The following is a 20,743-nucleotide window of genomic DNA, read 5'->3' on the forward strand; positions in this document are numbered from 1 at the left end:
CCCACTGCCCGCTGAAGTACGTGCGGATTGCGAGGCCGGCATGAGCGCGAACCACGGGCATTGCTACAAGTGCCGGAAAGAGGTTCAGGTGTTCGGTTCGCGCTGGTGCGCGCATTGCCACTACCCCGGCATCGACGAGGACTATGCGCAATACCGGGATCTGATCGAGGAAGGCTACACCCGCTATCAGGCGAAGCTGATGGTCGGCTGGGCAGATCCACCGGAGGAAGGCTGATGACGTTCACCCTGGACGCCTGGCAGGTCCTGGCGATTGTGCTGCTGTCCGGCGCCTCAGGCGCGGCGGCTACGGTGATGTTTGTGGCGTCCTATGCGGCGCGCCGACAGACGCTGGAGGGCAATTGATGACACCACATAAGCAACTGATCTCGCACGACCCCGAGCACGGTTTCTGGGGCGATTGCTGGCGGACGTGCATCGCCTGCCTGCTCGACATGGCGCCGGCAGAGGTGCCGAACTTTGCGGCCGGCGGCGACCAGCCGGCGGCGGACGTGGTGTGCCGTGCGTGGCTCAAGGCCCGCGGCTACAACCTGGTCAAGTTCTGCATGTTGGCGGAACACGCGCACGCAGCGGCCGATTGGTTCGACGACACGCTTTACATCCTCTGTGGCGCGAGCCCCAACATCCCCGGCGTGGGGCACTGCGTGATAGGACGCGGGGCATTCGAGGTGGTATGGGACGTCGCGCGAAGCGGCGCAGGCCTCGCCGGCCCATGGGAAGACGAGAGCGGTAATCGGGTCTACTGGATCGAGTTCATCGTGCCGACGCAGTTGGCTGGCGAGCAACGGGAGGCGGCATGAAGGTCGCGGATCTGGAAGGGGCGCTGTTGGCGCTGTGGGTCGCCAAGGCTGAGGGCATCGAGCAGCCCTTGGGCGTGAAGTTGTACGCCTCCGGCCCGTGCCTCTACAAGGAAACGCCGTGGGGCGGCGGCGAGCCCTTCGATTTCCGCCCGGACAGCCGCTGGGCGCATGGCGGCCCGATCATTGATAGGGAGAACATAGGCACGATGCCTTTCTTTGAGGGTGGGGCACGCTACTGGATGGCAGCTCACGCGAGCGCTCATCGCGGCATGAAAGGCAATACCCCGCTGATCGCCGCCATGCGCGTGTACGTCGCCAGCAAGTTCGGCGAGGAAATCCCTGAGGTGCCCCTGTGAATTGCAAGCCTGGCGATCTCGCCTACATCGTGCGCGACCCCTATCCCGAGAACCTGGGCCGAGTCGTCAAAGTCGTCGGCGCGCCACAGTGGATCGATGACGGGCCCGCCTGGTTCTGCCAGGCAACCGGCGGTCCGCTGCGCGTGATGAACATCGACCGGCCACGAGAAACGCTCAGGGATACTGAGTTCGATTGCTACGACAGCGACCTGCGCCCGATCAGCGGCGTGCCGGTTGAGGATGAGGTTAGCGACGAGGTGACTGCGTGACGGACTACCTATTTCGAGCCCAGATCCGAGCCATGACCGAGGGCGTTAGACAGGGCTTTGTATTTCCGGTACGCGTCCGAATATTGCAGGTTCAATCGCTGAAGATGCGTGCCGTCTACGCCGCCGAGTCTGCACCGCTCCTTCTCTATCTCAAGGAGTCGCAGCGCCTCATCGCAATCCTTTTTCAGCGCGTCAAGGAGCTTTTTATCTCGGTTCGCACGGCTCATATCAGTCTCTCTGGTCGTTGGTCGGAAATCCTAGCATGACCTGGACCCACGACACCCTGCAGGAAGACCTGGCGCAGTACCTGCGCGACAAGACCCAGCGCATGGTCTGGACGAACATGCAGATGGGCCCGGCCGGCTCGCCGCGGCCCGACGCCTACAGCCTGCCGTTCAGCTTCACCCGTTTCACGCCGCTGGCCTATGAGGTCAAGATCTCCGTGGCCGATTTCCGGCGTGACGTGACCGCCGGGAAGTGGCAGAGCTACCTGCGCTACGCCGCTGGCGTGACCTTCGCCGCGCCGGCCGGGCTGATCACGAAGGGCGACATCCCTGACGGCTGCGGCCTGCTGCTGCGCAGCGAGGCCGGCTGGCGCGCCGCCAAGGCGCCCACGCTGCGCCCAGTGGAGAACCTGCCGCTCGAGGCCTGGATCAAGCTGCTCATCGATGGGCTGGAACGCCAGGTGAAGTTGCGGTTTCCGCAGGTCGCCGACGAGTACTCGCTGATCCACCGCGTCGAGCAGCGTCTCGGCAAGGAAGTCTCGCGGCTACTGCACGACCGGCGTGCCACGCGGTACCGCTACGAGCAAGCCACAGAGATGCTGAACAAGAGTGCGGTCGCGGCGGAAGCCGAGTACCGCAAGACCCTGGACGACGCGCGCAAGAATGCCGAGCGCGACGCCGCGCGGATTGACGGCGCGCGCGCCGAGCTGGCGCAGGCGCTGGGTCTGGCGTCCGACGCCAGGACGTTTGAGATTACCAACGCCGCGCAGGCAGCAGCGCGGCGACTGGAAGCTGATGCTGAGGTGCAGCGGCTAAGAAGCCTGTTTGAGCGCGTAGAGAGCGCCATAGCGAGCGTAGACCGGCCGCTGCCGGAGATTGCGAGGGCAGTATGAAAAGAGATCGCCCCTGGATGCCGTTCTACACGGCTGACTGGCTTTCCAATGTGAAGCTGAAGCGCTGCACGCATGAAGAGAAGGGGGTGTGGATGGACATCCTTTGCCTGATGCACGAGAGCGAGGAGTACGGCGTTTTGCGCTGGGATTTGAAGGAAATTGCGCACGTCGTCGGATGCGCGACGAAGACCCTGAAATCGCTGATTTCGAAGGGGGTTTTGAAGGGCGCAGAGCCGAGTGAAATCTGCCCGGCTTTGCAGTTCACGCCGACCCACGCCCGCAAGCGCCTTCCGGCCGTCACCATCCTTGAGAGCCAAGCTGGGCCTATCTGGTACAGCTCGCGCATGGTGGAAGACGAGTACAAACGCATTGCAAAGCAGGGTGGAAATGTAGGGTCCGGTGCGGCACCAAAGGCACCACCGAACCCTTCACCAAAGCCCCCCTTTGGTGAAGGCTTTGGTGAATCACCTTACCCACCACCTGACCCATCACCACCCACGCGGGCGCGCGAGACAGAGGACAGAGGACATATAAAAACAAAAGACATAGGCGGCGGCGCTAGTGACTCAACCGTGGGTGGCCCTGTGGATAACTCGGCATCGCCGCCGCCGCTTTCCGCCGATGAAATCGGCAACCACCTGGTTGGGCTGGAAGCCGATCGGGGCAAATCGCTGGCGCTGTCCTCGCGCGCGCACGAGGCGTTGCTCCGGGTTGCAGGCCGCAACATCGCCATGCCCGTGTTGCTCCGGGCTCATGCCCTCGCGTGCGCGCGACGGACGGCCGACGGGGACCCTGGCCCGGTGAACCCGGGGTTCCTCGAGCCGTTCGTGGACGAGGCGCTCGCCGAGCAGCGCAGCGCGCCTCCGGCGGCCGGCTGGGACGAAACCCCCGAGGGCGTGCAGGCCAAGGCCGACGAGCTGCAGCTTGCGCCCCAGCGCGCCGATGAGCACCCGATCTGGTTCCGCCGGCGGGTCATCAAGGCCTCAGGCGATCAGCACCTGGTCGAGCGCGAGGTCAGCAAGGCCGAACGAATGAACCCGAACGAGTTCGAGGTCGTGTACCGATTTTTTCACGGCGTGACGCCGGGGCAGGTGGCCGCATGAACCAGCTCGAGCAGTGCGACCTGTGCCGGGCCAAGGGCGGCCGCCTCGACTTCAACCACGTCTGCTGCCGCGTGCGCTTCCTGCTGAAAATGCCTCACGTCGAAATCCGGCGGGCATGGATCGACTACTGGCGCAAGCGCGACGGCGACTCCATGGCGACGCGCATCGAAACCGAGGTGCAAGCCCGTTGGGCGGAAAGGAACCGAGCATGAATTTTCAGAACACCGCGAAGCGCCGCATGCAGGCGCTCGGGCGCCTCAAGTCTGGCGAGATGAACAAGACCGAGAAGGCGTACGCGGATTTCCTGGAGGCGAGGCGCGTAGCCGGCACGGTGGCCTGGTTCAAGTTCGAGGGCGTCAAGCTGCGCTTGGCCGACAACACGTTCTATTCGCCGGACTTCGCCGTGATGCTGGCCAGCGGCGCGATGGAGATGCACGAGGTGAAGGGGCATTGGCAGGATGACGCCCGCGTGAAGATCAAGGTCGCTGCGGAGCTATACCCGTTCCGCTTCATCGCGGTGCGGCCGCGCCTGAAGCGCGAGGGAAGCGGCTGGCAGCAGGAGGTGTTCGAGTGAGCTCACTCAAGTTTCGCGGCGTGTATCCGCACAAGGACAGCGGGTGGACTGCGGCCATCGGGCACGAAGGAAAGCAGGTCTACCTTGGTTGGTTCGCGGACTTCGAGTCTGCAAAGGCAGCACGTCTCGCGGGCGAGCTGCGCCTGTTCGGCCAGGTGTTCGACCGGCGCGAGATCGAATGCGACGGAGTAACGGCAAAGCTGCCCTTGCACGGCCAGGGTGGCGTGTTCCACGGCTGGGCGCTTATCGACGCCAGCGACCTGGACGCAACGCGAGACATCGCGTGGACGAAGGACGCAAGAGGCTATGTTGTCGGTCGCCCGCCCGGCTCTACCAACAGCGTCACCCTGCATCGCTGGCTACTGGTTGGGGGCGCCAAGGGGCGGCTCATTGTTGACCATGCCAATCGGGATCGGCTCGATAACCGGCGCGGGAACTTGCGGTGGGCGAACTCGAACGGCAACGCCCAGAACACCAGCCTAGCGAAGAACAATTCGAGTGGCTTCAAGGGCGTCGCGCGCGCCGCGCGCGGGAAATGGCGGGCTCGCATCTGGGTTGACGGTAAAGAGCGGTTCATTGGGCTCTACGACACCAGGGACGCGGCTGCTGCGGCCTATGACGCGGAGGCGCTGAGGCTGCATGGGGAATACGCATCGCCGAATGCTGCCTTGGACGTGAGCGGTGAGTGACCGCATCAGCAAGCGCTACAGCACCGCGCCCGGTGTGTGCGTCAGCGTGGAACAACTGCCGCTCCAAGCGGCTTGAAGGAATGAAATTGACTGGGGAAACCATGACCGAAGAACGCCTGTTCGATAGCTCTCACGCGGCGCTCGTGTTCGCGTTCAACTTTTCCGGGCAGCAGTACCAGGCGTCGGCGATGAACAAGGCCATGACGCCGCAGATCGGTTCCGGCAAGGGGCTCGTCGGGGTCGACGGCGCGGCGCAGGCCGGTATGATCCGTCGAGAATTGGGTACGCTGCCCGAGCTGCATCAGGCGGTGCTGACCGCGCGCGTGGCGCCGCGCGACGTGCCGTGCGAATGCACCCGGCCATGCTGCAGCGGGCGCCTGCCCAATGCCGAATGGACCGACGCCATCGTTTGGCTGACCGAGCGCGCCATGCAGCAGCTGTCCGGCTCGTTCTCGCACTACCGCGTGCGTCGGTCGATCCTGGAAAAGATCTTCGGGGTGAAGGTCAACCTGGCCGACATCGCCGAGGCCTGCGGCGCGCACCGCAACACGGTCAGTGACCAGAACGCGAAGCTGAAGCTGTGGATCGAGGGCGAGAAGGGGCGTAAGGGGTTGAACGCGGCGCCGGGCGTTGAGGCGGTCGCCTGGATGGCCATTGATGGTCGCCTGAAGGCCGCGCGGATGGTCGGCGTCGAGGAAGCTGCGTAGGAGATCGGCAATGAAGGCGACCAAGGAAGAGCGCCGCGAGCGCGCACGGAAAAGACGTGAGGAATGGCAAGCTGAGCTTGCCCGGCTGCACTCCAGACAGACGCAAAGCCAGGATAGCGCTGCGAGGGACCGCGCTCACGCGCGCAACAGGCAGTTGCTGGAAGCTGCTCAAGATCAGATGCGTGGCGGCGCGTTTCGGGCCTGGTATGAGGCCACGACGGGTGAGCCAGTAAGCGAATTCTTGGCCGATACGCTGCTCACCCCGGAGCAGTTTCTCGCGCGATTCGATGGCAGGATGCGCCAGCTTGAGTGGACGCAGATGCGAATCGAGCGTGTCGTGCAGGACAATCCGTGGACCAACCCGGAAACGAAGGGGCTGTGGGCCGAGCAGATTAGCTTGACGACCTCGCCGACCGAGCGCCGGCGGATCATCATGAGGTTGGCCACGCCGCGCTGGGCGAATAGGGAGGCGGTGACCGCCGTCTACCTGGAGCGCGAGCGCATGATCGTAGAGACCGGCATCCTTCATCAGGTCGACCATATCGTTCCGTTGGTGCATCCGCTGGTCTGCGGGCTTCACTGCGAGTACAACCTGCGCGTCACCACGGCGTTCGAGAACCAGTCCAAGTCCAATTTTTTTGAGATTTCTTGACTTATTTCGAGGTCTGCACAAAAATGGCCTCTATTCGATACACCTGCGAATTACGTCCAAAGCCCGCGCAAGCGGGCTTTTTGCTTTTCAGAGCCCGCCAGGTTCTCGCCTCGCGGGTCTTTTGCTTTGGGCGTTTCGGCGTACTTGCTACGCGAAATCGCCAAAGCGATCTGGGTCGTCTGGCATCGTCCACTTGATGGATTCTTCTTTGATGTCTACCGCCTTTTTCGGTGGGGGCAATGTCGTATGTGGTGCGAACGCTAAAACTAGCGCGGACTGTGGCACGTCGAGAACTTCCTCGCCGTCTTCGGACCAGCACCTGAGACTGACAGCCATGTGAGCCTCCGGTAAGTGATTCCAGAAATCCCTACTGCATTGGAAATGCAGAGGGGGCGAACTCCTACCTTAGGCCGACTCTATGACAGTTTGCTGACGTCATTGACGACAGGAAACGGGATGCAACTCTGGGGCCAGCCATGTTCCTGCCGACCTACTGTTTCCTGCTGTGGGGTGTCTGGTTTCAGGCGCGCTGGCCACAGCCCCCTCACGCAGGCCGGTTGCCGGGACTCTCCCCGAGTCGCGAAAAACTGGTAGCCGGCCTGACGTGAGGGCGTAATGTTCTGCCAGGGAATCATTAGATTCCTGGTGCCGATAGGGTGCCAAATACGGCACAGCCCAACTAGTGTCTCCTCCACCCACCCCGTGGTGGATTGCCCGGCCTCCCGCCGGGCTATTTTCTTCCCTGTCCCGCGCATTGTTGTCGTCTATGAAAACATCCAACCAGCTCGCCATCGCCTACCGCGCGGCGGCGGACCTGGTCCGGTACGACAGGAATGCGCGGACGCACAGCGCCGCCCAGATCGAGCAGATCAAGACTTCACTGCGGCGCTTCGGCTGGACGAACCCGGCGCTGGTCGCCGGCGAAGACCTGCTGGCCGGCCACGGCCGCATCGAGGCGGCCACGCAGATGTGGGCGGCTGGCGAGACGATTGCGAATTGCCCTGTGCCCGGCCAGGTGCCCACGGTCGACCTGTCGCACCTGTCGGCGGACGAGCGGCGAGCTTACATTTTGGCCGACAACAAGCTGGCCGAGAACGCCGGCTGGGATGTGGACCTGCTGGCGATCGAGCTGGCCGACCTGCGCGACGCGGACTTCGACCTATCGGTGATCGGCTTCGACGCTGGCGAGCTGGCCGAGCTGCTGGACCCGCCGCAACCTGGTCCACCTGGTGGTGGCGCCGGCTCGCTGGCCGAGCAGTTCATGGTGCCCCCGTTCAGCACGCTCAACGCGCGCGACGCCGCGTGGCAGGACCGCAAGAAGGCCTGGCTGGCGCTGGGCATCCAGTCGGAGCTGGGCCGCGACGCGCCGGCGTTTTCTTCGGCGTCCGACCAGCAGAAGGCGGATCGCGGCGCGCCGGCGCAACACCGCACCAGCATCTTCGACCCGGTGCTGTGCGAGCTGGCGTATCGCTGGTTCTGCCCGGCTGACGGCCTGGTGCTCGACCCGTTCGCGGGCGGCAGCGTACGCGGCATCGTCGCGGCGCGCCTGGGGCGGCAGTACGTCGGCATGGAGCTGCGCGCCGAGCAGGTGCAGGCCAACCGGGCGCAGCTGGATCTGCTGCGCGCTGACGACCCCGCCCCAGCCTGGCACGTGGGCGACAGCCGCAAGATCGGCCAGCACCTGGCGGATGTCGAAGCCGATTTCGTGTTCTCGTGCCCGCCGTACGCCAACCTGGAGCGCTACTCGGACGACCCGGCGGACCTGTCCACGATGGACTATCCGGCCTTCCTGACCGCTTACCGTGAGGTGATCTCCGGCGCGGTGGGGCAGCTCAAGCCCGACCGCTTCGCCTGCTTTGTGGTCGGCGACGTACGCGAGAAGCGCGGTACCGGCTGCTACCGCAACTTCGTGGCCGACACCATCGAGGCGTTTCTGGACGCTGGCACGGAGCTGTACAACCACGCGGTGCTGCTGACCGCGCTGGGCAGCCTGCCCATCCGCGCCGGCAAGCAGTTCAGCGCCAGTCGGAAGCTCGGCACGGCGCACCAGCATGTGCTGGTGTTCGTGAAGGGCGACTGGAAGCGGGCGGTGGCCGCGTGCGGTGAGGTGGACGTGTCGGATGACCTATTCCCCGAGGCGGAGGAATAAAACGTAGCGCCCAGGGACGCGAAGCTCCATGGCAGGACGCAAACCTTTCGTGCCGACGGCGGCAGACCGCAAGTTGGTCGAAAGCGCCGCGGCCTTCGGCATCCCGCAGGATGAGATCGCTCGGCTGATCACCAACCCGCAGACGGGCAAGCCGCTGGCGGCCGTGTCCCTGCGCAAACATTTCCGCATCGAGCTGGAAACTGGTGCGACGAAGGCCAACATTGCGGTGGCGAACGCGCTCTTCCGCGCGGCCACGGGCAGCGGCAAGGGCGCCGTGACGGCGGCTATCTGGTGGACAAAGTCGCGGATGCGCTGGCGCGGCGACGGAACGGACCCCGAGGACGAGACCCCGCCGGCGGCGCAGACGTTCACCTTTGTGGTGAAGGACGCGCGGCGCCCTGCAACCGACCCCGATGGCAGCGAATAGCCCCTCCCTGAACGTCCCGCAGGCTGCCTTCCTGCAGATGCCGCACAAGTTCCGGGCCTACGTGGCCGGGTTCGGGTCCGGCAAGACGTGGGTGGGCTGCACCAGTATTTGCCAGCATTTCTGGCGGTGGCCGAAGATCAACCAGGGCTACTTCGCGCCGACCTACCCGCAGATCCGCGACATCTTCTATCCCACGATGGAGGAGGTGGCAGCCACGATGGGCCTGCGGGTCAAGATCAACCAGAGCAACCACGAAGTCCACGTCTACGAGGGGCGGCGGTACCGCGGCACGATCATCTGCCGCTCGATGGAGAAGCCCGAGACCATCGTGGGCTTCAAGATCGGCCACGCGCTGATCGACGAGCTGGACGTGATGAACCCCATCAAGGCCCAGACGGCCTGGCGGAAGATCATCGCGCGCATGCGCTACAAGGTCGAGGGGCTGCGCAACGGCATCGATGTGACGACGACCCCCGAGGGGTTCAAGTTCGTCTACCAGCAGTTCGTCAAGGCCATCACGGAGAAGCCGTCGCTGGAAAGCCTGTATGGGCTGATCCAGGCCAGTACGTTCGACAACGAGCTGAACCTGCCGGACGACTACATCCCGTCGCTGCGCGAGAGCTATCCGCCGCAGCTGATCGAGGCGTACCTGCGCGGGAAGTTCGTCAACCTCGCAGCCGGGTCGGTGTATCCGAACTTCAGCCGGAAGCTGAACCACACCGACGACGCCATGGCGGCCGGCGAGCCGCTGCACGTCGGCATGGACTTCAACGTGCTGAAGATGGCATCGGTGATCTACGTGGTGCGCGACGGCACGCCGCGCGCGGTTGGCGAGCTGACCAAGGTGCGGGACACGCCCGAGATGGCGCGGATGCTGAAGGAGCGGTTCAAGGACAAGGGCCATGCCGTCTTGATCTATCCCGACGCGAGCGGCCAGAACACCAGCAGCAAGAGCGCTAGCGAGTCGGACCTGTCGATCCTCCGGGGCGCCGGGTTCCAACTGCAGGTCAACTCGACGAACCCAGCCGTGAAGGACCGGGTGAACGCCGTCAACGCCCTGATCCTGAACGACAAGGGCGAGCGCCGGCTGAAGGTCAATACGCACCTGTGCCCGGAGTTCACCGAGGCGCTCGAACAGCAGCCTTACGACAAGAACGGCGAGCCGGACAAGTCAACCGGCCACGACCACGTCAACGATGCCGGCGGCTACCCGCTGGTGAAGCTGTGGCCGATCGTGAAGCGCGCCGCGACCGTCCGCCCCGTGAACATGTAGGCGGCGCACATCATCGAGCAACCTGGCATGACATCGACCGTCCGAGAGCAAACAGCCGCCGTCAAGGCGATGGCGGAGAACTATCCGCTCATCACCGCGTTACTGGGCGGCACGACGGCCATGCGCGCGGCCGGCATCAAACACCTTCCGCAGTGGCCCAATGAGACTGCCGATGCGTACAAGGCACGCCTGGCTTCGGCCACGCTGTTTCCTGCCTTTGGCCGCACGTGCGAGGTGTTGACCGGCAAGCCGTTTTCGAAGCCGATTACGGTTGGCAAGGATGTGCCGGGGCGCATCGCCAATTGGTGCGAGAACATCGACCTGCAGGGCCACAATCTGCACGCGTTCGCTGCGGCGGTGTGCTTTCACGCCATTTCCTATGGCCTGTGCGGCATCCTGGTCGACTTCCCCAATGCCGGCGGCATTCGCACGAAGGCCGAGGAAGAGGCCGCCGGCGTGCGTCCGTACTTCGTTCACATCCACGCGCAGAGCATCCTGGGTTGGCGTGCGCAGCGGATCAACGGGGTTCAGACGCTGACGCAATTGCGGTTCTTGGAGACGGTTTCCGAGCCGGACGGCCCATTCGGCGAACGGGAGATTGAGCAGGTTCGCGTGCTGTACCCCGGGCGCTGGGAGGTGTGGCGCGAGGCTGAGAAGGCAAACTCGGCGGAAAAGGAGTGGATCCTTCACGACGAAGGCACCACGACGCTGCGGAAGATCCCGTTCGTGCCGGTCTATGGTCGGCGCATTGGATTCATGCAGGGCGTTCCGCCGCTTGTCGAACTGGCACACATGAACGTCGAGCACTGGCAGTCGAAGAGCGATCAGCAGACGATTCTGCACGTCGCGCGCGTGCCAATCCTGTTCGCGAAATTGCTGGGGGATTCGCCGATCACAGTGGGTGCATCGTCTGCGGTCAATGCCGACCATCCGGATGCGGACCTTCGGTTTGTCGAGCACGGCGGCAAGGCGATCGAGGCGGGCAGCAGGGAGTTGGCGGCGCTGGAAGACCGGATGCGCCAAGTCGGTGCCGAGCTGCTGGTGATCAAGCCAGGCAATCTTACCGTTGCGCAGACCGTCTCCGACAACGAAGCCGGCATGTGCACGCTGCAGCGGATCATCCAGGACGAAGAGGACGCGATCGACGCGGCCCTGCAGCTGGCTGCCGAGTGGGTGAAGGAGCCCGAGGGCGGCCACATCCAGATCTTCAACGATTTCGGCGTGGCGTCGCTGGCGGAGGCCTCGATGGAGATTCTGCGCGATATGAACGTCGACGGCACCTTCTCCGACGAGTCGCTGTTCAACGAAGCGAAGCGGCGCGGCCTCGTTAGCCCGGAACTGACCTGGGAAGACGAGAAGAAGCGCATCGCGCTGAACGCCCCCAAGCCCGGGAAAGCGAACATCAACGACTAAGCGAACCAAATTCTTTTCTCCAGCCGCACGGCCTCTTCGGGGCCCGCGGCTGCTTTTTTTGCCGGCCCGCGGATGCGGAACGGCGCGTGGGTCGGATGACCCGGTTCACTGGCTGGATAGCCAAAGGAATGAACGTGAAGCTGAAGATCGATGAACATGGCCACGTCGTGGTCCAGGACGGCAAGCCGGTCTATGTGCATGACGATGGCAAGGAAATCGCTTTCGATGCCCCGGGCACCGTGGCAACGATCTCGCGCCTGAACGGCGAGGCGAAGTCGCATCGTGAGCGCGCGGAGGCCGCCGAGGGCCGGGCAAAGCTGTTCGAGGGCATCGAGGATGCCGACGCTGCCCGCAAGGCGCTCGAAACCGTCCGCAACATCAAGGACGGCGACCTCATCACGGCCGGCAAGGTCGAGGAAATCAAGGCGGCCGCCAAGCGCGCCGCTGAAGAGCAGGTCGCCGCCGCCAGTAAGTCGCACGTCGAAGAGCTCGCGCGAGTAAAGACTGAGCGCGACACCCTCCAGAGCACGCTCTACGACGAGCGCATCGGCGGCAGTTTCGACCGATCGAAGTTCATCGCCGAAAAGCTGGCCATTCCCGGCGACATCGCCAAGGCCGCCTTCGGCAAGGCCTTCAAGATCGAAGACGGCAAGACGGTTGCCTATGACGCGACCGGCAACAAGATTTTCTCCCGCGTTCGCCCCGGTGACCTGGCCGACTTCGACGAGGCACTGGAAACGCTCGTCGAGAACTACCCGCATCGCGACCAGATCCTGAAGGGGTCTGGCGCCAGCGGTGGCGGTGCGAGCGGTGGCGGCTCGTCTGGCGGCAAGCGCGCCTACACCCGGGCCGAGTTCAACACCTTCGAGCCGAGCAAGCAGGCCGCGGTCTCCGCGGATGTTCGCGCCGGCAAAGCCACCCTCAACGACTAAGCAGTGGCGGCCCTTCCGGGGTCGCTCTGCGGGTCACGCGGTATCTAGCCAAGCCCTGGATGGGGCACGGCGCTATGGGCTGGATGGCCCGATCAATCCCAAATCGTACCCACCACCCATATTTGGAGTATCCAAGTGGCAAACACCCTGACTGGCCTTATCCCGACGATCTACGAGGCACTCGACGTGGTGTCTCGCGAGCAGGTCGGCTTCATTCCCGCGGTGTCGCGCAACAGCAGCGGCGAGCGCGCTGCGCTGAACCAGACGATCATGATTCCGATCGCGCCCCCGGGCACGATGGCCGACAACACGCCGGCTGTGACCGCCCCGAACACCGGCGACTCGAACATCGGCAACGTGTCGATGACGATCAGTAAGTCCAAGCACGTCCCGATTCGCTGGAACGGCGAAGAGCAGCGCGGCATGATCAATGCCGGCAGCTACGGCGGCGTCCTGATGAACCAGTTCGCGCAGGCCTTCCGTACGCTGTGCAACGCGATCGAGGTCGATCTGTTCACGACCACGTACCAGAACGCCTCGCGCGCCTACGGCACGCCCGGCACGGCGCCCTTCGGTACCGCCGGCGACCTGTCGGACATCGCCCAGCAACGCAAGATCCTGGACGACAATGGCGCGCCGCAGACCGATCTGCAGCTGGTACTCGGCTCGGCGGCGATCGCCAACCTGCGCGGCAAGCAGAACGTGCTGTTCAAGGTGAACGAAGCCGGCACCGACGACCTGCTGCGCCGCGGCATCATCGGCGAGTTGGAAGGCCAGATGCTGCACAACTCGAATGCCGTTCAGGCGGTGACCAAGGGCACCGGCGCAAGCTACACCACCGACACGGCTGGCTACGCGGTCGGCGCCACGGTGGTCAACCTGATCACCGGCACCGGCACCGTGCTGGCTGGCGACACGGTGACCTTTGCGGGCGACACCAACAAGTATGTGGTGGTGACCGGCGTTGCGGCCCCGGGCGCGATCACGCTGGCGGCGCCTGGCCTGAAGCAGGCTATTGCTGGGTCCGCCACCGCCGTGACCGTGGGTGCCAGCGCGACGCCGAACGTTGGCTTCAGCCGCTCCGCCGTGCAGCTGATCACCCGCGCCCCGGCCATGCCGGTTGGTCCAGATGGCAAGCCGATGGATATGGCCGATGACATGGCGCAGGTCACGGACCCGGTCTCGGGCCTGGTCTTCGACGTCGCCGTGTATCGCCAGTTCATGCAGCTCGTGTACCACGTGCGTCTGGCCTGGGGCACGCAGGCCATCAAGAGTAACCACATCGCCGTGCTGCTCGGCTAAACGCCGCGGGGCGGCGCAGTGCCGGTCGCCCCGGCTTCCAAAAGGAACCACCATGCAATGTGAAACCGTCAAGGTCGTTTCCCCGGTGTCCGAGGGGAACCCGCTGGGCTTCATCGTCATCAACAAGTCCGATCTGACCGACGAGCACGAGCTGTTCGACGAGGATGGCCGACGCCCAGTGGCCACGCGAGCCGATCTCGATGCGGCACTGGCCAGTCTGCCTGGCGAGTACACCGACGCGGAATATGTGGTGACGCAGATGCGCGCCTACTTCGGTGGCCTTTTCACTGCCGACGACGAAAGCCACGTGCGCTCGCTGGTCAAGTCGAAGGACAAGAGCCAGTCCGGTGCTCTGAACGTTGAGCAGCTCAAGGCCGCGCTGACCGAGAAGGCCATCGAGATCCCGGACGGCGCCAAGAAGGCGGACCTGCAGGCCCTGCTGGACGCATCGAATCAGGGGTAACCGATGCTCACAGACGCACAACTGACCGACGTCCGTCGCTACATGGGCTACCCGCTCACCGGGACGACAATGCCCATTACCGACTATCAGGACGTGGTGTACGGCTCGTTCGGCATGGTTGTGATGTCGCTGCACCAGCGCTTGACGACGCTGTCCGCGAGCGAAGAGGCCGTTCTGATCAATACCTACCTGACGAACCTGGCCACGCTCGAGAGCGCCATTCCGGCGGTCAGCGACAACCTGGACACCGACCAGGCGGCAGTGTGGAAGCACAACGCACGCGAGCAGGCCGACCGGGACCGGTTGTTCGACTCGTGGCGCCGGCGCTTGTGCGAATTCATCGGGTTCGCGCCTGGGCCGGTGTTGGGCCGCGGTGGTATTTCCATCGCAAGGGGATAGGAGAGCGCTGTGACAACGATCGCATGGGACGGAACGACGCTCGCCGCCGACCGCTGCTCCTGGTCTGGCGGCGTGCGCCGGCGCGTCCGCAAGATCTACCGGGTGAGGGCACCTGGCGGGCGCGTGTTCCTCGTCGCCTTCTGCGGCAACGGCGATTTCGCCATTGCCATCCTGGCCTGGATGCGCGGCGGGGACCGCCCCGACCCGGCGCATTTCGACGTCGACAAGACCAGCACCTGCGCTGTCGTCATCGACGAGCGCGGCGGCGTGTGGCAGCTGTCAGGCGCGCTCTCCTACGGGTGCCGCATGCGGGAGAGGATTTTCGCCCAGGGCGCTGGCCATGAGTTCGCCTGGGGTGCGCTAGAGGCGGGCGCGACGGCGCGCCAGGCTGTTTTGATCGCGGCCAAGCGCAGCGACTATGCCGCGCTCGGTGTCGACAGCGTGAGGTTCTGATGGACGCAGCCAAGCTTCAGGACCGGATCTATGTCGGCTACGCAAAGGCGGCGAAGCGCATCGGCTATGTCTACGACGTCTACCGGCCGGCCAGCGCGGCCAACCCGCTGACGGCTAAGGTGGCGAGCCTCAACGCCTCGTTCAGCGCGCAGGAATGGACGTACACGAAGGCGAATTTACCCAGCAAGCCGTTCTGGTATTGCCTCATGGACGGGCGCGAAACCCAGCTGGGCGACTACCTGGTGTACGGCCAGTCGGTGCACTTCATCGCCGGCATGCAGTCGGAGCTGCCGATCCTGACGGTGGAGTGCAACGCGCGGGTGTGGGTGACGCGCCCCATGGCCTCCAGCGGCTTCGGCGCGCAAGGCTATTCATGCAGCAGCGCGCACACCGACGATTACGTGCTTGGGACCCAGAACGGCGCCGGCTGGCCCGCTTCGATCCTGTTTGGATCCCGGACGCTGCGCCACCAATTGCTGCCGACCTCGGCTGATGAGCACGGTTACCAGATCTTGCTGCCAATGAGCAACCCGATTGCGCTGCTTGCTGGTGACGTCATCACCGACGATCTCGCGCGCCGCTTCATGGTCGCGGGCGCAGAGCGTAACGGGCAGCTTTGGCGACTTGATATGACCGAATTGCACGCATAGCGCAGCGGCGGAGGGATCTGATGGCAGATGTCCAGGATGTTATGGACACGCTGGTGGCGAAGATTGCCGGCGTTGTGTACCCGAATGGCACAAGCCAGCCGCCAGTAGGGGGCGCTGGTGTGCGCGTGTATCCAGGCTGGCCGATCGCGCCGCAGCTCACCGCTGATATCGCGCTTGGCATCGTTCATGTGAGCGTATTTCCGGCCGGTCCGGACCGTAATGTCACGCGGTATGCCCCGAAGCAGCACGTCATGGCCGTGCACCCGCCGACGCTGACGCTGGTGGGCTCGGCCAACACCGTGACGGTGGGCGGCGCGATGCCATCGCCGTTCCGGCCGCACAACATGGCGGTGCTCATCGAGGGGCGCGCCTTCATCTACCCGGTCCAGGCGTTGGACACGCTGACCACGATCGCGAGCAGCCTGGCGGCGCTGATCGGCGCCGTGTATCCCGGAACGAGTAGCAGCGGTCCGGTGGTGAGTATCAACGATGCGGACCTGGTCTTTACATCTGGCGGCATGCAGGTGGTCGACGGGCAGTCGGACGCGATCATTGCCAACGTCGCCCCGGTACCCCCCTCAGTCGCACGTGTCGGGTCCACCGGCACCGTAACCACCGAGTGGGAGCGGCAGGCGCAGCTATTCCGGATCACGGTCTGGGCACCTGATTGCTCTTCGCGCAAGGCCGTGGGCGATGCCATCAAGGTCGCGCTGGCGCAGATTTCGTTCCTGACGATGGTTGACGGCTTCGGCGCGCGGATCCTCTATAAGGGCAACCGGTTGAGCGACGAGGCCGAGAAGGAACGGATCTACCGTCGCGATTTCACATACGAGATTGAATACGCGACCACGGCCAGCCAGGAGATCGCCACGGTCGTTGCGACTGCCGTTCAATTCGAAGACATGCAGGGCGGCCTGATCGCCTCGCGCACTTACTAGGAGCCGTCTATGGCAACCGACAAGAAAGACCCCGTGCCGGCGCTGCCGGCGACCCTGGAAGAGAGTGTGGCCAGGCCCGATTTTCACCTGGTCGTGGTGCACCCGTTCGGCAGCTACAGCCGCGGCGCTGCATTGACCGGCGCCGACGAGATCGCGACCATTTTGGCCGGCGAGAACGCGCACCACTGTCGCCGGGTCTTCCCGCAGTAACCCCTTTCCCATTCCGTAAAGCGCCGCCTTCGGGCGGTTTTTGCATTTCTGGAGCCTCTACATGAGCGGCACGATGATTTACCAGTACGGCCAGCTGAACACGGCCGGCGCGATGGCGCCCGGCGCCTACGTGCAGATCGTCCAGCCACCGCCGGTGGTGGCAGGTGTGGCAACGAACGGTTACGGCCTCGTCGGTGTTGCCTCGTGGGGCCCGGTGAACAGCCCTATGCTGACCGGCTCGCCGCAGGCCAACCAGGCGAACTGGGGGCCGCAGACGGTGCGTCAGCGTGACCTGGCAACGGCCATTGCGATCGCGTTCCAGCTCGGCCAATACAACAATACCGGCGTGCGCGTCAGCGACGGCACCGATACCGCAGCGTCGGGCCAGCTCAAGGACGGCGCGAGCGTCGTGGGCGCCACGCTGACGGGTTTCTATACCGGCTCACTGGGCAACAGCCTGGTGGCCACGCCCGCGGCTGGCACCAAGCCGAACAGCTACAAGGTGACGCTGGCGCTGCCGGGATTCTCGCCGGAGGTCTTCGATAACGTCACCCAGGGCATCAGCGGCGCCACCGTCACTGCCGGCACCGGCTACACCTCGGTCCCCGCGGCTACCGTCTCCGCGCCGCAGTTGGCCGGCGGCGTGCAGGCGGTGGTGGCGCCTACCTTGGCCGTGGTCTCGGCGAACGTCACCGGCGGGGGTGCCAGCGGCGGCACCGGCTATGTCACGAACGACACCATCACGATGCCCAATGGCGTGGTGCTGAGGGTCACGGCGTCGAGCGGCATCATCTCCACCCTGACGGTCGTCAACGGCGGCTCGCTCTCGGGCGGCTCGGTGCCGACCAACCCGGCGGCCCCAACCTCGACTTCTAGCGCCGGCACCGGCGCGCTGGTGAATCTCGTCTGGGGGCTGGGGCAGCCCCAGATCGTGAACCCGGGCAGCGGCTACACCAGCGCCACGCTGACGCTGAATGGCGGCGGTGGTGGCACCGGCGGCTCGATCACGCTGGCCGCGAGCGTCTGGCTGAACCTGGTCAATGCCATCAACAACGGCCAGTCCGGCGTGCGCGGGCCTTCGCAGTTGTGCGTGGCCACCGTCGGCACGTCTGCCGCCGTGCCCGCGTTGACGGCCGTCACCCTGGCCGGCGGCACGGACGGCGCGTCTGGCGTCACCGACGCACTGCAGATCGGTTCGAACAGCATGCCGGCCACCGGCATGTACGCGCTGCAGAGCACCGGGGTGCAGACCGTCAACCTGGTGGATCACCAGACGCAGAGCCAATGGAGCACCCTGGGGCTGTTCTGCCAGCAGTACGGGATGTTCGGTGCGGCGCAGGGGCAGCCCGGACAGTCCATCGCGACCGTCGCCACGGCGCTGGCAACTGCCGGCGCCGACACCTACGGCCTAAAGTGCTTGGTTGGCGACTGGGTGTACTGGAACGATACGGTCAACGGCCAGCAGCGCTTGCTGGGGCCGGCCACCTTCTGGGGCCCGATGCGCGCCAACTTGGCGCCGAACCAGTCGACGCTGAACAAGCCGGTGATGGGGATCATCGGCACCCAGCGCTCGGTGCAGAACTCGCCGTACGCTGGGCCGGAAACGCTCGCCGCGGTGCAGGGGCGCCTGGACTTCCTGGCCAACCCGTCGCCGGGCGGCAACTACTTCGCGTTCCAGACCGACCGCAACACGTCCAGCTATGCCGCCACCAACAGCGAGGCGTACACGACCATGACGAACTTCCTCGCGTTGACGCTGGCGGCGAACTTCGGCTACGTGGTGGGTAACCCGCAGACGGTGGACCTGCGCCAGGGCGTCAATGACGCCATTACGGCATGGCTGAACCGGCTGTGGCTGGTCGACAAGTACATCGGCGATGTGAACAACCCCACCAAGGTGCCGTTCAAGGTCACACTGAATGGGTCCAACAACCCGGATGCGGCTGTGTCGACGGGTCTGATGCAGTGCCTGGCGCAGGTCAAGTTCCTGTCCATCGTGCGCGAATTCCTGATCTCGCTGCAGGGTGGCTCGACCGTCAACGTCAGCGTGAACTGATCGACCAACAACGCTTCACGAGCCCGCCGCGCGCGGGCTTCTTGTTTTCATAGGAGCCGCATATGGCGGGCAACAATACCTTTAACGTCGGGCGAGATGGATACCAGATCACGATCATCGACTCGAATGCCGGACCCGTGAGTTTTAGTGGGATCACCAGCTTCGAGGCGAAGCCGGCGTTCGTGAAGCTCAAGAGCGTCAACGTGAACGGACGCATCATCCATCGCAACGTGCCGGATGGCCACTCTGGCACCCTCGAACTGGACCGTCAGGACTCGTCGTTCGACGACTACTTCGCGAATGTCGAAGCGAACTACTTCGCAGGGCTGCCGCCCGGCGCGGTGTTCATCACTCATACCATCAACGAACTGGATGGCAGCGTCAGCCAGTGGCAGTACTCGGACGTCGCGCTTGCGCCGGAAGACGCGGGCACGTGGAAGGGTCAAGACAAGGTCACCGAACGCATGACGTTCGACGCTGGCCGCAAAATCAGGATCGCATAATGCACGCCAAAGTCACCGTCAACCCCACCCCCCAAACGCCGTCTGAACAGGTCGTGCGGCCCGCGACGGACGTCAGCACGGAAGACGCGCGCGGACGCGTCATCGTGCTGCGCAAGCCGAATCCCATTACCAAGCTGCGTTTCATCGAGGCCATGGGGCCGTCGTCGAACAACCCGCTCTGGGCTAGCACCGTCTGGCCGCTGATGTTCGTGGCTTCGATCGACGGGCAGCCCGTCCCGACGCCGGCCAACAAGGCCCAGATCGAGGCCCTGTACCTACGGCTAGACGAGGACGGTCACGACGCGGTCGTGAAGGCCCACGCCGAGCATTTCAATGCCGGTGACGCGGACGTCGACGAGGACCTCGTAAAAAAATCGTAGGCGACCCCGGGACGCGCCAGTCGCTATGGCTGGCGCGCCACGGCGTGCCGTTTGATGTGGCTTTCAGCATCGACGACACGACGCGCACAGCGTGGTCGATCATCTGTTCCGAGCATAGCAACAATACGCGCTTCAACTTCTCAACCCGCAAGTACGAGAAGCTCGCCCAGGACAGCACGTGAAAGAGTTCAAGAGCTTCGGCGCCTTCGCGACGCACCTCGCGCGCCTGGCGGCAACCTCTGAGGTGGTCACGCACCACATCGTCGACAAGGCGGCCGAGGAGATTCAGAAGACCGCGCAGGGGATCATCGGGGACTATCAGGATGCCGTCGGGCCTTATCCGGCATGGGAAGAACTGGCCGAGTCGACGCAGGCCGAGCGGTCGCGCCTGGGCTATTCCGAAAACGATCCCGGCTACCGCGACGGCAAGATGCAGCGCTCGATCGAGCGCACCGTCGAGGGCAATGAAGCTGTCGTGGGTTCGAATGACCCGCACCTGGTGTGGTTCGACCAGGGCACTCCCCACCAGCCGCCGCGGCCGGTCATGGGGCCTGCCGCACTGCACAGCGAGGGGAGGGTGAAGGCCATCATCGGCGCCACCGCGTTCGCATGGCTGGCCGGTCGCGGCTGGATGCGGCCCCGGATCAAGTCCTCTTGAAGTAGATGAAGAGGAAGACCAGGTAGGCGATCGACAGGTACACGCCGATGACCGGGATAAACAGCATCAGGGGCGGCGGAATCATGGCGACGGCGATCGGCATGCGCGGTCGCTCAATCCACAAGCGGCGCAGGCCAGTCGGGCGGTTGTCCAGCGGGAATGCGCGCGGCGACGGGTATTGGATGAATGAAAAGTGCTCTGCGAGACACTCATGAATCCGGTAGCGGGTTTTGGAATCCAGCATGATGCTGT

Annotated in this window: 31 protein-coding genes; 30 read left to right on the top strand and 1 reads right to left on the bottom strand. The window is 64.6% G+C overall.

Annotated elements, in window-relative coordinates:
- Positions 1–40 precede the first annotated feature (40 nt).
- From RR42_RS08160 to RR42_RS08305, 30 genes are all read left to right on the top strand, one after another.
- Positions 41–235: a hypothetical protein gene (locus RR42_RS08160; protein WP_043345548.1), complete on the top strand. Its 195-nt coding sequence runs from the start codon at positions 41–43 to the stop codon at positions 233–235.
- Complete coding sequence (locus tag RR42_RS41455) at positions 235–363, top strand: hypothetical protein (protein ID WP_269083379.1); 129 nt, start codon at positions 235–237, stop codon at positions 361–363. The genes RR42_RS08160 and RR42_RS41455 overlap by 1 nt, the downstream gene beginning before the upstream one ends.
- A complete protein-coding gene (locus tag RR42_RS08165) occupies positions 363–818 on the top strand; it encodes a hypothetical protein (RefSeq protein WP_043345549.1) in 456 nt (151 codons plus the stop codon). The genes RR42_RS41455 and RR42_RS08165 overlap by 1 nt, the downstream gene beginning before the upstream one ends.
- Entirely contained in the window at positions 815–1,174 is a 360-nt protein-coding gene (locus RR42_RS08170; RefSeq protein WP_043345551.1) for a phage protein NinX family protein, read from the top strand. Before RR42_RS08165 ends, RR42_RS08170 begins: the two co-directional genes overlap by 4 nt.
- On the top strand, positions 1,171–1,443 hold the full coding sequence (locus RR42_RS08175; protein ID WP_043345554.1) for a hypothetical protein: 273 nt from the start codon (positions 1,171–1,173) through the stop codon (positions 1,441–1,443). Before RR42_RS08170 ends, RR42_RS08175 begins: the two co-directional genes overlap by 4 nt.
- Complete coding sequence (locus tag RR42_RS08180) at positions 1,440–1,709, top strand: hypothetical protein (protein ID WP_043345555.1); 270 nt, start codon at positions 1,440–1,442, stop codon at positions 1,707–1,709. The genes RR42_RS08175 and RR42_RS08180 overlap by 4 nt, the downstream gene beginning before the upstream one ends.
- Positions 1,706–2,560: a hypothetical protein gene (locus RR42_RS08185; RefSeq protein ID WP_043345556.1), complete on the top strand. Its 855-nt coding sequence runs from the start codon at positions 1,706–1,708 to the stop codon at positions 2,558–2,560. Before RR42_RS08180 ends, RR42_RS08185 begins: the two co-directional genes overlap by 4 nt.
- Positions 2,557–3,663: a hypothetical protein gene (locus tag RR42_RS39525; protein WP_144409780.1), complete on the top strand. Its 1,107-nt coding sequence runs from the start codon at positions 2,557–2,559 to the stop codon at positions 3,661–3,663. The genes RR42_RS08185 and RR42_RS39525 overlap by 4 nt, the downstream gene beginning before the upstream one ends.
- Positions 3,660–3,875 carry a hypothetical protein gene (locus RR42_RS08200; RefSeq protein WP_043345559.1) on the top strand — a complete coding sequence of 72 codons (216 nt, stop codon included), beginning with the start codon at positions 3,660–3,662 and terminating at the stop codon, positions 3,873–3,875. Before RR42_RS39525 ends, RR42_RS08200 begins: the two co-directional genes overlap by 4 nt.
- Positions 3,872–4,237: a hypothetical protein gene (locus RR42_RS08205; RefSeq protein WP_043345560.1), complete on the top strand. Its 366-nt coding sequence runs from the start codon at positions 3,872–3,874 to the stop codon at positions 4,235–4,237. The genes RR42_RS08200 and RR42_RS08205 overlap by 4 nt, the downstream gene beginning before the upstream one ends.
- Positions 4,234–4,926, top strand: a complete 693-nt coding sequence (locus RR42_RS38340; RefSeq protein WP_158408270.1) for an HNH endonuclease — start codon at positions 4,234–4,236, stop codon at positions 4,924–4,926. The genes RR42_RS08205 and RR42_RS38340 overlap by 4 nt, the downstream gene beginning before the upstream one ends.
- Positions 4,927–5,027: 101 nt before the next feature.
- Positions 5,028–5,633, top strand: a complete 606-nt coding sequence (locus tag RR42_RS08215) for a hypothetical protein (protein ID WP_043345561.1) — start codon at positions 5,028–5,030, stop codon at positions 5,631–5,633.
- A 10-nt stretch (positions 5,634–5,643) separates the two neighbouring features.
- Complete coding sequence (locus RR42_RS37660; protein ID WP_052494526.1) at positions 5,644–6,285, top strand: hypothetical protein; 642 nt, start codon at positions 5,644–5,646, stop codon at positions 6,283–6,285.
- A gap of 766 nt (positions 6,286–7,051) precedes the next feature.
- Complete coding sequence (locus RR42_RS08225; RefSeq protein ID WP_043345562.1) at positions 7,052–8,434, top strand: DNA methyltransferase; 1,383 nt, start codon at positions 7,052–7,054, stop codon at positions 8,432–8,434.
- A 28-nt stretch (positions 8,435–8,462) separates the two neighbouring features.
- Positions 8,463–8,861 carry a hypothetical protein gene (locus RR42_RS08230; protein ID WP_052494527.1) on the top strand — a complete coding sequence of 133 codons (399 nt, stop codon included), beginning with the start codon at positions 8,463–8,465 and terminating at the stop codon, positions 8,859–8,861.
- Positions 8,848–10,134, top strand: coding sequence for a terminase large subunit domain-containing protein (locus RR42_RS08235; RefSeq protein WP_043345563.1), 1,287 nt, complete (start codon positions 8,848–8,850; stop codon positions 10,132–10,134). Before RR42_RS08230 ends, RR42_RS08235 begins: the two co-directional genes overlap by 14 nt.
- Positions 10,135–10,161: 27 nt before the next feature.
- Complete coding sequence (locus tag RR42_RS08240) at positions 10,162–11,547, top strand: DUF4055 domain-containing protein (RefSeq protein WP_043345564.1); 1,386 nt, start codon at positions 10,162–10,164, stop codon at positions 11,545–11,547.
- 128 nt (positions 11,548–11,675) lie between these two features.
- Positions 11,676–12,479, top strand: coding sequence for a DUF6651 domain-containing protein (locus RR42_RS08245; RefSeq protein ID WP_063778405.1), 804 nt, complete (start codon positions 11,676–11,678; stop codon positions 12,477–12,479).
- Between the two features lie 135 nt (positions 12,480–12,614).
- Positions 12,615–13,781: a P22 phage major capsid protein family protein gene (locus RR42_RS08250; protein ID WP_043345565.1), complete on the top strand. Its 1,167-nt coding sequence runs from the start codon at positions 12,615–12,617 to the stop codon at positions 13,779–13,781.
- 52 nt (positions 13,782–13,833) lie between these two features.
- Positions 13,834–14,244, top strand: a complete 411-nt coding sequence (locus tag RR42_RS40965; RefSeq protein WP_043345566.1) for a HeH/LEM domain-containing protein — start codon at positions 13,834–13,836, stop codon at positions 14,242–14,244.
- A gap of 3 nt (positions 14,245–14,247) precedes the next feature.
- Complete coding sequence (locus tag RR42_RS08260) at positions 14,248–14,643, top strand: hypothetical protein (RefSeq protein ID WP_043345569.1); 396 nt, start codon at positions 14,248–14,250, stop codon at positions 14,641–14,643.
- A gap of 9 nt (positions 14,644–14,652) precedes the next feature.
- Positions 14,653–15,096 (top strand): hypothetical protein, encoded by a 444-nt coding sequence (locus RR42_RS08265; RefSeq protein WP_043345574.1) that lies wholly within the window; start codon positions 14,653–14,655, stop codon positions 15,094–15,096.
- Positions 15,096–15,746 (top strand): hypothetical protein, encoded by a 651-nt coding sequence (locus RR42_RS08270; protein WP_043345576.1) that lies wholly within the window; start codon positions 15,096–15,098, stop codon positions 15,744–15,746. The genes RR42_RS08265 and RR42_RS08270 overlap by 1 nt, the downstream gene beginning before the upstream one ends.
- Before the next feature lie 20 nt (positions 15,747–15,766).
- Positions 15,767–16,684, top strand: coding sequence for a hypothetical protein (locus RR42_RS08275; protein ID WP_043345580.1), 918 nt, complete (start codon positions 15,767–15,769; stop codon positions 16,682–16,684).
- 9 nt (positions 16,685–16,693) lie between these two features.
- Positions 16,694–16,894, top strand: coding sequence for a hypothetical protein (locus RR42_RS08280; protein WP_043345584.1), 201 nt, complete (start codon positions 16,694–16,696; stop codon positions 16,892–16,894).
- A 61-nt stretch (positions 16,895–16,955) separates the two neighbouring features.
- A complete protein-coding gene (locus tag RR42_RS37665) occupies positions 16,956–18,950 on the top strand; it encodes a hypothetical protein (RefSeq protein WP_052494528.1) in 1,995 nt (664 codons plus the stop codon).
- A gap of 62 nt (positions 18,951–19,012) precedes the next feature.
- A complete protein-coding gene (locus tag RR42_RS08295) occupies positions 19,013–19,453 on the top strand; it encodes a hypothetical protein (RefSeq protein WP_043345587.1) in 441 nt (146 codons plus the stop codon).
- Positions 19,453–19,833 (top strand): hypothetical protein, encoded by a 381-nt coding sequence (locus tag RR42_RS08300; RefSeq protein ID WP_043345592.1) that lies wholly within the window; start codon positions 19,453–19,455, stop codon positions 19,831–19,833. The genes RR42_RS08295 and RR42_RS08300 overlap by 1 nt, the downstream gene beginning before the upstream one ends.
- A 56-nt stretch (positions 19,834–19,889) precedes the next feature.
- Entirely contained in the window at positions 19,890–20,015 is a 126-nt protein-coding gene (locus RR42_RS41460) for a hypothetical protein (protein ID WP_269083380.1), read from the top strand.
- Complete coding sequence (locus RR42_RS08305) at positions 20,012–20,491, top strand: phage protein, HK97 gp10 family (protein ID WP_043345595.1); 480 nt, start codon at positions 20,012–20,014, stop codon at positions 20,489–20,491. The genes RR42_RS41460 and RR42_RS08305 overlap by 4 nt, the downstream gene beginning before the upstream one ends.
- Here RR42_RS08305 and RR42_RS08310 read toward each other — a convergent pair.
- A complete protein-coding gene (locus RR42_RS08310; protein WP_043345597.1) occupies positions 20,478–20,735 on the bottom strand; it encodes a hypothetical protein in 258 nt (85 codons plus the stop codon). The genes RR42_RS08305 and RR42_RS08310 overlap by 14 nt on opposite strands.
- Between the last annotated feature and the right edge of the window lie 8 nt (positions 20,736–20,743).

This window comes from Cupriavidus basilensis, assembly GCF_000832305.1.
In the GTDB taxonomy this organism is placed as follows: Bacteria; Pseudomonadota; Gammaproteobacteria; order Burkholderiales; family Burkholderiaceae; genus Cupriavidus; species Cupriavidus basilensis_F.

Excerpts from the sequence above, each read along its gene's own strand:
- RR42_RS08160 (WP_043345548.1), top strand. The coding sequence starts at position 41 with ATGAGCGCGAACCACGGGCATTGCTACAAGTGCCGGAAAGAGGTTCAG.
- RR42_RS41455 (WP_269083379.1), top strand. The coding sequence starts at position 235 with ATGACGTTCACCCTGGACGCCTGGCAGGTCCTGGCGATTGTGCTGCTG.
- RR42_RS08165 (WP_043345549.1), top strand. The coding sequence starts at position 363 with ATGACACCACATAAGCAACTGATCTCGCACGACCCCGAGCACGGTTTC.
- RR42_RS08170 (WP_043345551.1), top strand. The coding sequence starts at position 815 with ATGAAGGTCGCGGATCTGGAAGGGGCGCTGTTGGCGCTGTGGGTCGCC.
- RR42_RS08185 (WP_043345556.1), top strand. The coding sequence starts at position 1,706 with ATGACCTGGACCCACGACACCCTGCAGGAAGACCTGGCGCAGTACCTG.
- RR42_RS39525 (WP_144409780.1), top strand. The coding sequence starts at position 2,557 with ATGAAAAGAGATCGCCCCTGGATGCCGTTCTACACGGCTGACTGGCTT.
- RR42_RS08200 (WP_043345559.1), top strand. The coding sequence starts at position 3,660 with ATGAACCAGCTCGAGCAGTGCGACCTGTGCCGGGCCAAGGGCGGCCGC.
- RR42_RS08205 (WP_043345560.1), top strand. The coding sequence starts at position 3,872 with ATGAATTTTCAGAACACCGCGAAGCGCCGCATGCAGGCGCTCGGGCGC.
- RR42_RS08215 (WP_043345561.1), top strand. The coding sequence starts at position 5,028 with ATGACCGAAGAACGCCTGTTCGATAGCTCTCACGCGGCGCTCGTGTTC.
- RR42_RS37660 (WP_052494526.1), top strand. The coding sequence starts at position 5,644 with ATGAAGGCGACCAAGGAAGAGCGCCGCGAGCGCGCACGGAAAAGACGT.
- RR42_RS08225 (WP_043345562.1), top strand. The coding sequence starts at position 7,052 with ATGAAAACATCCAACCAGCTCGCCATCGCCTACCGCGCGGCGGCGGAC.
- RR42_RS08230 (WP_052494527.1), top strand. The coding sequence starts at position 8,463 with ATGGCAGGACGCAAACCTTTCGTGCCGACGGCGGCAGACCGCAAGTTG.
- RR42_RS08235 (WP_043345563.1), top strand. The coding sequence starts at position 8,848 with ATGGCAGCGAATAGCCCCTCCCTGAACGTCCCGCAGGCTGCCTTCCTG.
- RR42_RS08240 (WP_043345564.1), top strand. The coding sequence starts at position 10,162 with ATGACATCGACCGTCCGAGAGCAAACAGCCGCCGTCAAGGCGATGGCG.
- RR42_RS08245 (WP_063778405.1), top strand. The coding sequence starts at position 11,676 with ATGAACGTGAAGCTGAAGATCGATGAACATGGCCACGTCGTGGTCCAG.
- RR42_RS40965 (WP_043345566.1), top strand. The coding sequence starts at position 13,834 with ATGCAATGTGAAACCGTCAAGGTCGTTTCCCCGGTGTCCGAGGGGAAC.
- RR42_RS08260 (WP_043345569.1), top strand. The coding sequence starts at position 14,248 with ATGCTCACAGACGCACAACTGACCGACGTCCGTCGCTACATGGGCTAC.
- RR42_RS08270 (WP_043345576.1), top strand. The coding sequence starts at position 15,096 with ATGGACGCAGCCAAGCTTCAGGACCGGATCTATGTCGGCTACGCAAAG.
- RR42_RS08275 (WP_043345580.1), top strand. The coding sequence starts at position 15,767 with ATGGCAGATGTCCAGGATGTTATGGACACGCTGGTGGCGAAGATTGCC.
- RR42_RS08280 (WP_043345584.1), top strand. The coding sequence starts at position 16,694 with ATGGCAACCGACAAGAAAGACCCCGTGCCGGCGCTGCCGGCGACCCTG.
- RR42_RS37665 (WP_052494528.1), top strand. The coding sequence starts at position 16,956 with ATGAGCGGCACGATGATTTACCAGTACGGCCAGCTGAACACGGCCGGC.
- RR42_RS08295 (WP_043345587.1), top strand. The coding sequence starts at position 19,013 with ATGGCGGGCAACAATACCTTTAACGTCGGGCGAGATGGATACCAGATC.
- RR42_RS08300 (WP_043345592.1), top strand. The coding sequence starts at position 19,453 with ATGCACGCCAAAGTCACCGTCAACCCCACCCCCCAAACGCCGTCTGAA.
- RR42_RS08310 (WP_043345597.1), bottom strand. The coding sequence starts at position 20,735 with ATGCTGGATTCCAAAACCCGCTACCGGATTCATGAGTGTCTCGCAGAG.